Source organism: Paraburkholderia sp. Ac-20340 (genome assembly GCF_017104965.1).
In the GTDB taxonomy this organism is placed as follows: Bacteria; Pseudomonadota; Gammaproteobacteria; order Burkholderiales; family Burkholderiaceae; genus Paraburkholderia.
The window spans coordinates 149,399-163,882 of the sequence record NZ_JAAGPR010000007.1 but is presented as its reverse complement, the minus strand read 5'-3'; the positions used below and the strand labels follow the sequence as shown (position 1 = coordinate 163,882).

Genomic DNA, 14,484 nt, shown 5'->3' with positions numbered 1-14,484 from the left:
ATGCGCCGCTCTCCAGATGTTCCGGCTGCGTGGTCCTTTTGCCTGAGAGTTTCCGGGGCGGTTGCTCCGTCGGCGTCGTTCCGGTAGGACGATCTCTTCCATGCAGCGTATGAGAACGCCTCAAGATTAGCGGGGCACAGTGCTCACGGCAACCGCTTTTTCAAAATTCGCTCTGCGATGTTTCGCCGATAGATTTTCTATCGCGCGGCGCGATGGCGTTCTATCGGCACGCGTGCGGCACCGATTTGCGCGGCTTGCCCGCGGCATCCGCCATCGCTTTTAATTCGCGTATCAGAAGTTGTGCACCAGACCGATGATTTCCGTCGTGATGTTTTTGCCCGCGCCCACGGCGATGCCTGGGCCGGCGGCATCGGTCACGGTAAATGCCGTCGATCCGTGGTTGCGCACGCCCGCCACGCCCGCGTAAAAACCCGTGCGTTTCGACAGCAGATAGTCATAGCGCAAGGCCCACGAGAGCGCGTGGCCGTCGCCGCCCGAACGCAACCAGTACTGGCCGAAGCTCGCCAGCAGCGAGCCGCCCGCAACATGGCGGATCAAGGCGTTCACTTCGTAGAAGTCGTGATTGGGCGTGGCGTAGGCACTCGAAATCGAACTGCTCACGCCGGTGGCGTTGCGGTGCATCTGATAAAGCGCGGCGGTTTTCACGGCGCCGAAATCGTATGACGCGCCGATCAGGTAATAGCGCCCGGTGCCGACTTGCGTGCTCGTCGTGAGCGTGGCGGTGGGCGCGAAACGCTGCTGCAGATAATCGACATCGGCGGAAAACGCGCCTGCCTTGAAGTTCACGCCTGCCGAAAGCGTGTCGCCCAGCGACGCCGGCACGCCGCCCGATCCGTTCGCGCCGCGTGCATAGAGCGCGCGCAGCGTGAAGCCCGCGATTTCCGGCGACACATAACGCAGCGAGTTCGCCGTGCGCGCAACCGGCACGAACACGTAGTTGTTGGTGGCGTTGCCCCAGGCCAGCGCATTGAGTTCGCCGATCGAATAGGTCACGTAGCTCAGGAACAGCGGCGTGTAGTTGTTGCCCGCCTGAATCTGCCCGAACGGACCGCGGATGCCAACCCACGCCTCGCGGTTGAAGAGCGCAGTGCTGCTGGCCATCGCGCCCGAATTCACGTTGAAGCCGTTTTCCAGCTTGAAGACGACGGTATAGCCCGCGCCCAGATCCTCCTTGCCGAAGAAGCCCCAGCGCGAAGGTGCGACGGAACTGGACGCCTCGCGCACGACGGTCTGGCCGCCCGTGTTGGCGACCTGGATGGCCGTATCGACGATGCCGTAGAGCGTGACCGACGATTGAGCGTGGGCGCAAGGCGTGCCGAGCGCGGCGGCGGCCAGCGTGACCAAAGCGGTGGTGGCGAAGGTTGCGGATTGGGGCTTCACGGTGTCTCCTGAATGGCGCCGTCGAAATGCAGCGCTCTGTGGAAACAGGAGTTTTGTGTACGAGCGAAGCTTGGTCAACAAAAAATATACAAAACTATCGAAAACACCAGGTTATGTATTCGATGAGCGAAAAACGCGCGCACGCGTTCCGCGCGCCTCGAAGGGCACGCGGAACGGCTCTGGAAGGGGAAAAACGGGGAGCGCGCCTGGCCGGACGGCTTAGCGCGAAGGCGGGAACAGATCGGCGTCCGCGAGGATGATGTCCGCGGTCTGGCGGTAGTGCGTGGTCAGCAACTGGATGGCGAGCGCGGCGTCGCCGGCCACCACGGCGTCGAGCATCGACTTGTGTTCGGCGCCTTCATGGCGTTTGGGAAACACGCGCCGCACCGAAAGCTGGCGATAGCGATAAAGCTGGTCGGCCAGTTGCTCGCAGAAGTTGATGAGCCAGCGCGACTGGCAGCCGCCGATCAGCGCGCGATGGAATTCGCGGTGACGGCGCTCCCACTCGGGGTTCTCCTTGTACTCGCTGTCGCTGAGCGAACGCGGCACTTTCGAAAGTCGGTGATAGGCCAGCACGACTTCCTCTTCCCACTCGACCGAGCGGCTTGCGAAAGCCTCGCGCAGCGCGACTTCCTCCAGCCAGCAGCGCGTTCGGGTGATTTCCTGCAGATCGCTCGCGCTGATGCCGGCCACCGCGAAGCCGCGCTGGTCGCGCCGCTCCACCAGGCCGTCCGAGGTCAGGCGATTGAGCGCTTCTCGCACGGGCGTCTGTCCGGCCTGATACTGGTCGCACAGAAACTCGATCTGAAGCTTGCGCCCCGGTTCGAGCTTGCCGTCGAGCAGGTCGGCGCGGATGCGGTCATACAGGTTCGTGGCCAGCGTGGCGGCGCTTGCGCCGCCCGCGCCCGCGGGTGTCGCGGGATAAGTCACTGTGCGGGACAAGTTCACACCTCTGCAATGTTTCGTTTGCGAGAAAGTATATCCGATCCGCGAATGTTTCCCGCTGCCTGGCTGGGCTATGGGGTTTTCCCCATGTAAATACACAAAATTATCGACATCGACGTTTTGTATATATTATGATCATCGACAGATCGAATCGCTAGACGCATGCAGGAGACAGGAAAGATGGAGACGTTGACGCTGGATCAGGCCAACCGCATTGCCACCGCCGCGCTGGGCGCCGCCCGCCGCGACAGGTTGCGGCCGATGTCGCTCGTGGTGCTCGACGAAGCAGGCCACGTCAAGCTCGTGACGCGCGAAGACGGCGCCACGCAACTTCGCACGGATATCGCCCAGGGCAAGGCCGCCGCCGCATTCGGCATGGGCGTCAATACGCGCACGCTGCACGAACGCGCGAGCGGCAACCCGGTGTTCTTCAACGCCATCGGGCCCGCGAGCGGCGGCAAGTTCATCGCGCAGACCGGCGCGGTGGTCATCGTCGCGGCCAGCGGGCAGGTCGTGGGTGCCATCGGCGCGAGCGGCGGCACCGGTGACGAAGACGAAGCCATCTGCATCGAAGGCCTGCGCGCAGCCGGCCTCGCACACCGCTAGGAGCGTCGCGCAATGCAGACCGCTTATCGCTGCGCCTGCCACGGCATCGACATTCACACGCATATCGTGCCCGCCGAATTCCCGCGCTATCTGGGCGCGCGGGTGCCGCGCGACTGGCCGTCGATGCAGGACGCGCACGCCTGCCATCGCCATGTGGTGATCGACGAGAAAATCTATCGCACGGTCGCCGATCTCTGCTGGGACACCGACAAGCGTCTCGCCGATATGGACGCGCAGAACGTGGCCATCCAGGCCATTTCGCCGATGCCCGAGCTGCTCTCCTACTGGATGGAGCCCGCCGACGCGCTGCCGCTGCTGCAATACCTCAACGACACGATTGCGCGCATGTGCGACGCCAGCGCGGGCCGCATGGTGGGGCTCGGCGCGGTGCCGTTGCAGGACGTCGACATGGCGATCCGCGAACTCGAACGCTTGATGCTCACGCCGGGTTTCGCGGGCGTGGAGATCGGCAGCAATATCAATGGTGCGCCCATCGGTGCGCCGCAATTCGAGGCGTTTTTTGCCGCCTGCGAAGCGCTGGGCGCGGCGGTGTTCGTGCATGCGCTGCGGCCCACCGGCAAGGAGCGTCTGGTCGGCCCGGCGCAACTGGTGCAGGCGCTGGCGTTTCCCACCGATGTCGGCTTGGCTGCCGCATCGGCCATCACATCGAATCTGATCGTCAGGCATCCGAAGCTTCGTATCGCCTTTAGTCACGGCGGCGGCACGCTGGCTTCGCTGCTGCCGCGTCTGGAGCAGGCCAGCCACGTATTCGCGCCGTTGCGCGAATCGCTGGAGCAGACGCCGCGCGAGCAGGCGCGCCGCCTCTGGTACGACTCGCTGGTGTTCGACACGCCTACCTTGCGCCATCTCGTCGATACCTTCGGCGACACACGCGTGATGCTGGGCACCGATTACCCGTTCGCGTTCCGCGAGCGCGACCCCGTGGGCGGCGTGCAGGCGCTCGGCCTCGACGCGGCCGCCGCCGAACGGCTCATCTATCGCAACGCCCGGGATTTCCTGGGCATCAGGAATGGAGCATGACATGACGCAGTGCCTCGTTACGGGCCTCAGAGGCATCGAGATCGGCGTGCCCGATCTCGAACTGGCCGCGCGCTTCTACGCGGACACCTGGCATCTCACCGAACTCACGCGCCGTCCGGAAAAAGTCTATTTTCGCGGCACCGGCGAGACGCATCACATTCTCACGCTGACACAAAGCGATCGCGCCGATGTGCGCGCTGTCGAATTCAGCGTGGCCGAAGTGGCGCATCTGGATACGCTCGCGCAGGCGATTGTCGAGCATGGCGGCCAGATCGTTTCCGGTCCTGCGCCCACGACCATGCCGGGCGCGGGCACGATGCTCGAAGCACTCGATCCGCAGGGCCGTGTGCTGCGCTTTATCGCGGGCGGCCGCAGCCATGCGAATACGGAAAGCGTGAAAGACCGGCCGATCAAGATCACGCACGTCGTCCTCAATAGCGAGAATGTGGCGGTGGCGCAGGCGTTTTTCGAAAACGCGCTGGGATTCAGGCTTTCGGACCGCACGCGCATCATGGCCTTCATGCGCTGTTCGAGCGATCACCACAGCATTGCGCTGGCGGACGCGCAGGAGAACAGCCTCAATCACATCGCTTTCGTGATGCCGGATCTGGATTCGGTGATGCGCGGCGGCGGCCGCATGAACGATGCGGGTTATCCGATCGAGTGGGGCGTGGGCCGTCACGGTCCCGGCAACAACGTGTTTGCCTATTTCCTCGGACCGTTCGATTTCGTTATCGAATACACGGCCGAAGTGCAGCAGGTGGACGACAGCTATCCCACGGGCGGCCCGGAAGACTGGAAGTGGCCGCCGGGACGTATCGATCAATGGGGCGTGGGCCGTCACCCGTCCGACAAGCTGAAGACCGCGCAAAAGACCATCTTCTTTCGCCCGGCGCAAGTCGACGCAAGCTGAATAAAGAATAGTTCGTATAACAGATCAATTCAAAAGGTTAGATAAAACATCATGAAACTGGTTACTTTCCGTTCGGGCGATAGCACGCGTCTTGGCGTTATCGATGGCGACGACGTTGTCGATCTCAACAAAGCCGATCCTTCCGTGCCCGCCGATCTGCGCGCCGCGCTCAAGGCCGGTGTCGATCTGAACGCGGCGGCGCAGCGCGCCATCGCCAGCGGCGAGCATCGCGCGCCGTATGCGTCGCTCGACCTCGCGCCGGTCGTGCCGGAGCCGGGCAAGATCGTCTGCCTCGGTCATAACTTCTACGATCACGCGAAAGAAGGCGGCAATCTCAAGCCGGTTTATCCGCTGATTTTCTTCCGCGGCGCCTCGTCGCTGATCGCGCATGAAGATCCGGTGATCCGTCCGCGCGTGTCGGAAAAGCTCGACTACGAAGCGGAACTCATGATCGTGATCGGCAAGCGCGCGCGTCATGTCAAGCGCGAAAACGCGCTCGACTACGTGTTCGGCTATGCGTGTTTCAACGATGTGTCGGTGCGCGATTATCAGAAGCGCACTTCGCAATGGACGATTGGCAAGAACTTCGACGGCACCGGCGCATTCGGTCCGTGGCTCGTGACCGCCGACGATCTGCCGCCGGGCGCCGAAGGCTTGTCGCTGCGACTGATCCTCAACGGTCAGGTGATGCAGCAGGCCAGCACGAGCGACATGATCTGGGGCGTGGCCGAAACCATCGAGCTGCTCAGCGAATGTCTGACGCTCGAACCGGGCGATGTCGTGGCGATGGGCACGCCGGCCGGTGTGGGCTGGGCGCGTGAACCGTCGGTGTGGCTCAAGCACGGCGACCGCGTGGAAGTCGATATCGAACGCGTGGGCCGTCTGCAAAACACGGTGCAGGACGAACAGAGCGCATAACGATGGCGGCGAACAATCATTACGAAGTGCTGGTGGCCGGCTTCGGGCCGTCCGGCGCGGTGGCGGCGGGCCTGCTCGGCCAGCGCGGGCGCAAGGTGCTGTGCGTCGACCGCGCGCGCGAGGTCTACGACAAGCCGCGCGCGATTGCCGTCGATCACGAAATCATGCGGGTTTTTCAGGGCCTGGGCGTGGTCGAGCGCATTGCCGAACACGTGGCCGTGTTTCCGCCTTCGGAGTTTTACGGCGTCGACGGCCAGCTGATCAAGCGTATCGACACGGTGGCCAAACCCTGGCCGCTCGGTTACATGCCGACGATGGTGTTCACCCAGCCGCCGGTGGAAGCCGCGCTGCGCGAGCATGCGTGCGCGTATGAATCGGTCGAAGTGGCGCTGGGCACGGAACTCGTAAGCTTCGAGGAAAGCGCGCAAGGCGTGAGCGTGCAACTGAAGGACGATGCGGGCAACACGCGCACGGTGACCTGCGATTACCTGATCGGTTGCGATGGCGCGTCGAGCACGGTGCGCACGCAACTGGGCATCGCCTACGAAGACCTCGTGTTCGACGAGCCGTGGCTGGTGGTGGATGTGCGCGTGAACGAGAGCGGCATTGCGAAGCTGCCGAAGACGGCGATCCAGTATTGCGAGCCGTCGCGGCCGTGCACGTATATCGTCGGTCCGGGCGGTCATCGCCGCTGGGAAATCATGCTGATGCCGGGCGAAGACCCGCGCGACATGCAAAGCGAAGCGCAGGTGTGGAAGCTGCTCTCGCGCTGGCTCACGCGTGAAGACGGCGAATTGTGGCGCGCTGCCAGCTATCGCTTTCACGCGCTGGTCGCGCAGGAATGGCGGCGCGGGCGCGTCTTTATCGCCGGCGATGCGGCGCATCAGCAGCCGCCGTTTATCGGCCAGGGCATGTGCCAGGGCATCCGCGACGTGGTGAATCTCGTCTGGAAGCTCGACGCCGTGATGCAGGGCGAAGCGCAACCGGCGCTGCTCGACAGCTACGGCGAAGAGCGCGGCCTGCACGTGCGGCGCCTGACCACGCGCATCAAGGAGATCGGCAAGCTGATCTGTGAGCGCGATGTGGCGGCGGCGCGCGAACGCGATGCGCGTCTGCTGCGCGAAGCGGGCGGCGAAGTGAAGACGATCGCGCGTCAGGACATCGTGCCGAAGCTCGAAGCGGGTCTGCTCGTCAGCACGCAGCACGCGGCGAACGGAACGTTGTTCCCGCAACCTTTCGTGCAGCATGCCGACGATGCCGCCTTGCTCGACCTCGTCGCGGGCGGCAACTGGCGTGTGGTGACGCTGGGCGCGGAGCCTGCCAGCGAAGCCGTGCAACTGGCCGCGAAACGCATTGGCGCGCAGATCATCGAGCTTGCGCCCGATGGCGATGCGCATCACGCAGCGGTGCTGCCCGATACCCATCGCATCGTCGAAATCGACGGCGTGCTGGCGGCGTGGTTCAAGCGTAACGAGTGCTGCGCGGCGATTGTGCGTCCGGACCACTACGTCTACGGCGTGGCGGCCGATGCTGGCGCGCTGGCGGCGGCGCTCGCGCAACTGGATGAAGCGCTGCACGGCTGAAGTACCGGCGTAGCGGGGCGCCGATTGCCGGCGTCCCGCAAACGCTGACCGGTTAACTGCCCAGAAGAGGCGGTGCCGGCAACCAACAACACGGAGACAACCTTGGCAACATCGATCAATGTCAGGGAGGAGCTGGCGCACGCGCGCATCGGCGGCTTCCATCTGCGCTTTGCCGTACTCGTCGCGTTCATCATGTTTTTCGACGGTTACGATCTTTTCAACGCTGCCTATGTGATCCCGCTCGTGCGCCACGCGTGGCAGCCGTCGCCCGCGATGATCGGCATGATGCTGTCGAGCGGGATCGTCGGTTTATCGATTGGCTCGGTTTTGCAAGGGCTGATCGCGGACCGCATCGGCCGGCGCAAGGTCATGCTCGGCGCGCTCTGGACGCTCACGGCGGCAAGCGCGCTGCTGGCAACCGTGGTGCATTCCGCGGTGGAATTTGCGCTCGCGCGTCTGGTGCTGGGCACGGCGCTGGGCATGGTCACGCCGCTTGCGCTCACCTGCATCAACGAATGGGCGCCGCGCCGCAATGCCAATACCTTTGCGACCTGGGTGTTTCAATTCGGCTTCTCGGCGGGCGGCATTTTCGCGGGCATCGCTGGGCTCACGCTCACGTCGCGGCTCGGCTGGCAATCGCTCTATTTCGTGGGCGTGCTGTCCGCGTTCGTGGCGTTAGCGGCGATGCGCTGGTTGCCCGAATCGGCGCAATTCCTTGCCTTGCGCGGCCGCACGGACGACGTGCGCAAGCTGCTCGCCGCCGCGCGGCCCGAACGCGCCGAGGTCTATCGCGACGCCACCATCCAGTCGATGCGGGCCGCTTCGCGCACCGGTTCCGTCGCCGATCTGCTTTCGCGCGAGTATCGCCATAACACGCTCGTACACTGGATCGCGGGCGCGCTCAGTCTCTTTTGCATTCACGGTCTGACCGGTTGGCTGCCTTCGCTGGTGGTGGCGAGCGGCGGCGGGGTGTCGTCGGCGTTTGGTTATGGCACGCTGGTGATGGTCGCGTCGGTGTTCGGCGGGATTTCGATGGGCTGGCTCGCGGATCGCCTGCAGAGCCGTATCCGCGCGATGATCGTCGGCTATCTGGGCGCGGGCCTGTTCATGGCGGTGCTGTCCGTCGCGCTGGGCAAACCGTTCGCGATGGTGCTGGTGGCGGGCGCGGGTTTCTTCGTGTTCGGCGCGCAGGCTGTCATGAACAATTACCAGGCGATGTGTTATCGCACCGAGATTCGCGGCACCGGCATGGGCATGGCGGTGGGGTTGAACCGGATAGGCGGGATACTCGGGCCTGTTATCGTGGGCGTCGTCGCGTCGATCAACCCCGATCCGATGTGGACCTTCGCGCTCTTTACCGGCGCGCTGGTCGTGGCCGCTGGCGTGATCGCGCTGGGCCGCACCGAAATTGCCGCCTTGCCCGCCGACGTACCCCACACCGATCGGATCGACCCTAAAGCCGATACCGGGCAAGGCAATGTAAGCCACGACCCCGGCGTGGCCGGATAAGCGTCGCGATGCGCCAATGCGCATGAGCCTTTGAAACACGACAGGGCCGCCCGGCGAGGCGGCCTTTTGCATGGAGACGCGCGCGATGCGCTTCAACAGACTGGACCTGAATCTGCTCGTCACGCTCGATGCGTTACTCGACGAGCGCCGTATCACGCGCGCGGCGGAGCGCCTGAACCTGAGCCAGTCGGCGATCAGCGGCATGCTCGCCAAGCTCAGGGAATATTTCGACGACGAACTGCTCGTGCCGGTCGGCCGCAACCTCGAACTCACGCCGCTCGCGCAGGAACTGGTGCAGCCGGTGCGCGATCTGCTGCTGCAAGTGCAGACGATCGTTGCCATCGACCCGGCTTTCGAGCCCGCGCAGGCGCGCCGTCACTTCAAGATCGCCACCTCGGACTATGTGATCAACGTGCTGATGCGCCGCGTGATTCCCGCCATCGAAGCGGTCGCGCCGCACATCACGCTGGAATTCATGCCGCAAGTGGAGGATTCGGCGGAAAAGCTGCGGCGCGGCGAATACGATCTGCTGATCATTCCCGAGCCTTTCATCGCGAACGATCATCCGCATCGTCCCTTGTTCGACGATAGCTATACGTGCGTGGTGTGGGAGGGCAATACGCAGGTGGGCGAGCGCCTGAGCATGGAGGAATTCGAGCGTCTCGATCATATCGCCGCCTTGCTGGGCTGGCCGCGCGCGCCGACTTACGACAGCCGCTATATGGAGGCGCAAGGCATACGCCGCCGCGTGCGCGTGACGACATCGGATTTCAGCTCGATTGCGCCGACCTTGATCGGCAGTCAGATGATCGCGACGATGCACCGGCGGTTCGCCAATGAACTGGCGCGCACCATGCCGCTGCGGCTGGTCGAGCCGCCGCTGGCGATTCCCACGGTGCGGGAGTTTCTGCAATGGCACGAGTATCGCGAGAAAGACCCGTGCCATCGCTGGCTGCGCGAGCGCATCGTCGAAGCCGCCGCCGCGCTCGCGGCTTGAGCGCGGCGCGGCATCCGCCATTTAGAACTTCACGAAGAGGTTGAGCCAGAGCAGATCGCCCTTGGCCGTATTGCGTGCGTAGACCTGATGCTGCCACGCCAGATAGCCGCCGTACTTCTGCGTGCCCCAGCCCACCTGCGGACCGACGGCGACATCGCGCACGCGATAGCCGTCTTCGTCCACCACGTTGCCGTTGAGCGTGTCGTTGGTGAGCTGGTTGTGCCAGTAGCCGCCGACGCCCGCGAAAAAGCCATACGGCAGGTGATAGTTGAGCGCGTAGTCGAGATCGGTTTCGATACCGGATTTATAGCCGTCCGAGTGATTCTTCGCGTTGAAGATCACCTTGAACATGCCGCTCAATTCCCAGCCGCGCGCGAAGAACCAGCTTGCCGCGTAATCCGCCTGCAGCGCGTAGTAATTGCGGCCCACGTTGACCGCGCGCGTGGCTTCGTACGAGCCCGTGGGCAGCACGGCGAGCAGCGAGACCATCTGGTGAAAGGTCGGGCTATGCCAGCCGATCGACGGCCCGAGCGACGTATCGCCGATCCCGCTGCTATGGCCGTTCGCGTAGAGCGAACTCAGGTTCGAATCCACATAGGCCGAGGCGACTTCGAACGCCGTATCGCCGCCCGCGATCTTGAAGTTTTCGAACACGTGCAGATAGCGCAGCGAATGCGCCTGCACGCGCAGATTGCCGTCGGGCAGCGAGTTCTTGCCTTCGTTATTGGGGAAGCTGTTGGCGTAGACCCAGGTGTTGTAGTTGAGCAGATAATCGCCCGGGTCCTGCAAGACGCCCGAGGCGATGGTCTGCACGCCAATCGGCACTACGGTGCCGCCGCCTTCGGTGGCGTGTGCTGCGCCAGCGAGGCAGGCGGATACTGCAATGGTTCGGAATGCGAAAGAAGTGAGGGTTTTCAAGGCCGGTGTCTCCTGGAGTTATTGTTTTTATGGTTGTGGGTTTTTTTAGCGGCGCTGCATGAAATCAAGTAGTTTGAGCGCCAGTGTGTCGTCGACGGTGTTGATCGCTTCGAGCTGGGAAAGATGGTTGTGATTCGCAATCACGGCGATATCGGGATCGAAACCATGCTGCGTGGTCAGGCGCGCGAACAGTTCGCCGGCCTGGATCTGCATCTGCGGCGGATCGAGTTCGGCCCAGGTGATCAGCAGCGGGAACGGCGCGCTGTCGACCAGTTCGACCGTGGACATCGACGGATAACTCGCGAAATCGCTGCCGAAATAGGCTTCGTTGCGCGGGTCGGGGCTCGGCACGCCGAACTGGCGGCGCGCGAGCTTTTCCAGATGCACGTTATAGACGCCGGAGATCAGCACGGCGGCGCGCGGCGCGGGCACGTTGGCCGGGCGCAGGCGCTGGATCAGCGTGGCGGCGGCCACGTGCGCCGCGCCCGCCGATTCGCCGGCGACGTAGATGCGCTCCGGGTCCGCGCCCAGCGATGCGGCATTGGCGTAAGCCCAGGCCCATGCAGCGGCGATGTCCTGCGCGCCCGCGGGCCAGTGGTCTTTAGGCCCGAGGCGATAGCTCGGCAGCACGGTCACGAAGCCCGCGCGCGCGAAGCGCAGGCCCACGTTGGCGCGCTCGCGGCGGTCGCCGCGCACGAAGCCGCCGCCGTGCACGAAGAGCAGCAGCGGGCGGCCCTTCGCGTTGTCGCCGGTGGCTTCGGCGGTAGGCAGATAGACGTCGAGCTTTTGCCGTTCGTCGTCGCCGTAAGCGATATCGGCGCGCAGTTCCGCGCCTTCGCGCGACTGGGTTTCGCGAAACGGCGCGTACCAGCCTTTGACCAGCGGCGGGTCGATCACCGCGCCGGTCGTGCGGATCAGTTCGGCGAGTTGCTGCGCGGTGGGGAGATCGTTCTGGCTCATCGTCGTGTGTCGGTGTTGGCGGGGTTTACCGGGCGGCGCGCAGCGCGTGCGGCGTCTTGTGGAAGCGGCCGTCCTTCATGATCGCGGTGAGGCGCTGCTTATCCTGGAGGATCGCCACATCGACGCTCGGATCGCCATCGACGAGCAGCAGATCGGCGAGATAACCCGGCTCGATACGGCCGAGTTCGCCGGCCAGGCCCATCAATTCGCCGCCCAGTGCGGTGGCCGCATGCAGCGCCTGCGCGGGCGTATAGCCGAACAGTTCGACGAACAGTTGCAGATCGCGCGCGTTGCGGCCGTTCGGGTTGAACGGGAAACCGTAGTCGCCGCCGGGCAGCACCCGCACGCCGCGGCGCACCAGTTCGGGAATCAGGCGTTGCTGCAGTTCGCGCACTTCGGCGGCGCTTTCCTTCATGTGCTTCATGTCGAAATGCGGCGGCGGCACGGCGTCGAGCGTGGCCTGAATGATGCCGATGGCGGGCGCGACGAAGATGCGCTCGCGCGCCGCTTCAAGCATGTCGAGCGCTTCGGCGTCGGCGTAAGTGCAGTGGTAGAGCACGCGGAACCCATTGCGCAGCGCCATTTTCACGGCATCGGCGGCCTGCGCGTGAGCGGCGAGCCAGACGTTCGATTCGGCGGCCTGTTCGCCTGCCGCGCGCGCTTCTTCCTCGGAATAGAGCAGTTGCTGCGAGGCGCCCGGTTGCAGCGCGTCTTCGCCCGAGAGCAGGAACTTGACCGAGCGCGCGCCCATGTCGGCGCACGAGCGCACGAAGGCGCGAATCGCATCGGGGCCGACGCCGTGCGGATCGACTTCACCGGGGTTCAGCGCCTGTTCGTCGGCGGCCACGGGCGGCGTGCGCTCGATCGACGATGCGACCAGACGCGGGCCGGGCATGCCGCCGCTTTCGATCTGTTCGCGCAGCGCGACTTCGACACGCTTGCTCAACGAGCCTGCCGAGTAGGCGCTGGTGAAGCCGTGGTCGAGCAGAATGCGCGCGTTGCGGGCGGTCGTCAGCACGAGTTCCTCGGGCGGCAGCGCCATGCCGGGCACGAACTTTTCGACCGAGCTGGGCCAGGACAGATGCGCGTGCGCTTCGACCAGACCGGGCATGAGCGTCGCGCCTGCGCCTTCGTAGACTTCGTCGCCGGGCTGCACGAGCGAGGCTGCGCCGGGCGCGGCGAGCGCCGCGATGCGGTTGCCTTCGACGCGCACCTGCGAGGGGAAGGGCGCCGAGCCGCTGCCGTCGAATACGCGAACGTTGTTGAAAACGATGCCTGCCATTTTTAGTGCCTCAAATAGGTTGCCGAAGCGAAATCGCCGTAGCGTGAAGTTCAATGTGCGGAAGGAAGCTGCAGACCCGTTTGCGACGCGGCGAGCGCACGCAGACGGCCGAAGCACGTAAAGCTGACGATGGCGATCAGCACCGCCGCGATGCCGAGCGCGCCAAAGCCGTAGCGCACGATCAGCGCGCCGCCGAGCACCGGGCCAACGGCCGAGCCTGCCATCAGCATCGCCGGCGTGTAGGCGACGGCACGGCCGGAGCTGTCGAGCTTCGCGAGCAGGCCGAACAGGAAGGTGTGCGTGAAGATCATCGCGAAGACCCAGAGGCTGGCGGCCAGCGCATAGGGCATGAAAGTCGTGGCATTGCCGATGACGAGCGCGAGCACGGCCTGGGCGATGGGACCGGCCAACGCCACGTTGCGGGCGTCGAAGCGGCGCTGCAGCAGTGCGGCCAGTACGGGCGGCAGCATGTTCACGAGACCGACCGCCACCAGCATCGCGTTCACATGCGCTTCACCGAAGCCGCGTGCGAGGCCGATGCGTTGCGCAAAGCTGAACACCATCGCCTGATTGATCGCCATGAAGACGATGCCGGCGATCGCGCTCCAGCAGCCGCGTTCCAGCCGCGCGCCGCGTGTGGCCGCGAGGCGCGGGGTGGCATCGACATGGGCGAGGCCGGTCGGCCACGCGACGATCAGCGCGAGAAAGGCCACCAGCGAAAGCGCGACGAACACGAGGAACAGCGCCGCGCCGCCATGCGTGATCACCAGTTGCGGCACGGCCGCGAAATAGGCCACGCCGAACACGGCCAGCGCGAGATGGCCCATCGCAAAGAGACGATGCGGATTGGCCGTCTTGCCGATGGCGCCGTGCGCCACCGACAGCCCGCAGCCAACGCCCGCGCCCGCAATCGCATGAGCGGCGATCATCGCGCCGAAGGTGGTGGCGCTCGCCGCAAAGCCGAAGCCGCAAGCGGCCAGGCCAAAGCCGAATGCGGATGCCAGGCGTCCCGGCAGGCGTGCAAACAGCGGCGCGATGCACACGGAGCAGAGCACCGCGCAGGCCAGATAGGCCGTGGCCAGCGCGCCTGCGCGCTGGGCGTCGAAGTGAAAACGTTCGATGAGCGTGTTGACCCAGACCGGCAGGGCCACCAGATCGATCATCCCCGCGACGTGGGCAACTACGAGCGCGCCATTCGATCCTCGGCGTGGGGGCATGTCTGTCTCCATTTGTATTGATTTCGCGCAAAGTGGGGCGCGTGGCGAAAGTGTAAGGACTCGTCGCGAGGCGAGCTGACGCGTTTCGCGATGTGACGTATCGCGATTTACGAGGGATGGATCGCGTGAAGTAGGGCAAGCTCCATGGCGCGGCGCAAGACACTGCGCCTTCATACAAAGACATAACAGGCAAT

Annotated in this window: 13 protein-coding genes and 1 riboswitch; of the genes, 7 read left to right on the top strand and 6 right to left on the bottom strand. The window is 64.7% G+C overall.

All coding sequences use genetic code 11. The features are described from left to right. Positions 1-20: 20 nt before the first annotated feature. Positions 21-111: riboswitch (glycine riboswitch) on the bottom strand. A 180-nt stretch (positions 112-291) separates the two neighbouring features. Both G3N59_RS11905 and G3N59_RS11900 read right to left on the bottom strand, forming a co-directional pair. Further along, positions 292-1,401, bottom strand: a complete 1,110-nt coding sequence (locus G3N59_RS11905; RefSeq protein WP_346777877.1) for a porin — start codon at positions 1,399-1,401, stop codon at positions 292-294. 219 nt (positions 1,402-1,620) lie between these two features. Continuing rightward, the gene (locus G3N59_RS11900; protein WP_205982807.1) at positions 1,621-2,349 is read right to left on the bottom strand and encodes a GntR family transcriptional regulator; all 729 of its coding nucleotides are present in this window, start codon (positions 2,347-2,349) and stop codon (positions 1,621-1,623) included. A gap of 177 nt (positions 2,350-2,526) precedes the next feature. Here G3N59_RS11900 and G3N59_RS11895 point away from each other — a divergent pair, with 177 nt between their 5' ends. The 7 genes from G3N59_RS11895 (at position 2,527) to G3N59_RS11865 (ending at position 9,913) form a co-directional block, all read left to right on the top strand. Next, entirely contained in the window at positions 2,527-2,952 is a 426-nt protein-coding gene (locus tag G3N59_RS11895) for a heme-binding protein (protein WP_205982806.1), read from the top strand. 12 nt (positions 2,953-2,964) lie between these two features. Further along, positions 2,965-3,993 carry an amidohydrolase family protein gene (locus tag G3N59_RS11890; RefSeq protein ID WP_205982805.1) on the top strand — a complete coding sequence of 343 codons (1,029 nt, stop codon included), beginning with the start codon at positions 2,965-2,967 and terminating at the stop codon, positions 3,991-3,993. Position 3,994: 1 nt separating this feature from the next. Further along, a complete protein-coding gene (locus G3N59_RS11885) occupies positions 3,995-4,906 on the top strand; it encodes a VOC family protein (protein ID WP_205982804.1) in 912 nt (303 codons plus the stop codon). Positions 4,907-4,957: 51 nt separating this feature from the next. Next, the gene (locus G3N59_RS11880; protein WP_205982803.1) at positions 4,958-5,824 is read left to right on the top strand and encodes a fumarylacetoacetate hydrolase family protein; all 867 of its coding nucleotides are present in this window, start codon (positions 4,958-4,960) and stop codon (positions 5,822-5,824) included. Next, on the top strand, positions 5,821-7,407 hold the full coding sequence (locus G3N59_RS11875; RefSeq protein ID WP_205982958.1) for a bifunctional 3-(3-hydroxy-phenyl)propionate/3-hydroxycinnamic acid hydroxylase: 1,587 nt from the start codon (positions 5,821-5,823) through the stop codon (positions 7,405-7,407). The genes G3N59_RS11880 and G3N59_RS11875 overlap by 4 nt, the downstream gene beginning before the upstream one ends. A gap of 102 nt (positions 7,408-7,509) precedes the next feature. Then, a complete protein-coding gene (locus tag G3N59_RS11870; RefSeq protein WP_205982802.1) occupies positions 7,510-8,916 on the top strand; it encodes an MFS transporter in 1,407 nt (468 codons plus the stop codon). 85 nt (positions 8,917-9,001) lie between these two features. After that, positions 9,002-9,913: a LysR family transcriptional regulator gene (locus G3N59_RS11865; protein ID WP_205982801.1), complete on the top strand. Its 912-nt coding sequence runs from the start codon at positions 9,002-9,004 to the stop codon at positions 9,911-9,913. 21 nt (positions 9,914-9,934) lie between these two features. Here G3N59_RS11865 and G3N59_RS11860 read toward each other — a convergent pair whose 3' ends face one another. The 4 genes from G3N59_RS11860 to G3N59_RS11845 are packed head-to-tail and all read right to left on the bottom strand — an operon-like array spanning position 9,935 to position 14,290. Continuing rightward, entirely contained in the window at positions 9,935-10,831 is an 897-nt protein-coding gene (locus G3N59_RS11860) for a transporter (RefSeq protein WP_205982800.1), read from the bottom strand. Positions 10,832-10,876: 45 nt separating this feature from the next. After that, positions 10,877-11,791: an alpha/beta hydrolase gene (locus G3N59_RS11855; protein WP_205982799.1), complete on the bottom strand. Its 915-nt coding sequence runs from the start codon at positions 11,789-11,791 to the stop codon at positions 10,877-10,879. Positions 11,792-11,816: 25 nt separating this feature from the next. After that, positions 11,817-13,073 (bottom strand): amidohydrolase family protein, encoded by a 1,257-nt coding sequence (locus G3N59_RS11850; protein ID WP_205982798.1) that lies wholly within the window; start codon positions 13,071-13,073, stop codon positions 11,817-11,819. Positions 13,074-13,123: 50 nt separating this feature from the next. Then, on the bottom strand, positions 13,124-14,290 hold the full coding sequence (locus G3N59_RS11845) for an MFS transporter (protein WP_205982797.1): 1,167 nt from the start codon (positions 14,288-14,290) through the stop codon (positions 13,124-13,126). Positions 14,291-14,484 lie beyond the last annotated feature (194 nt).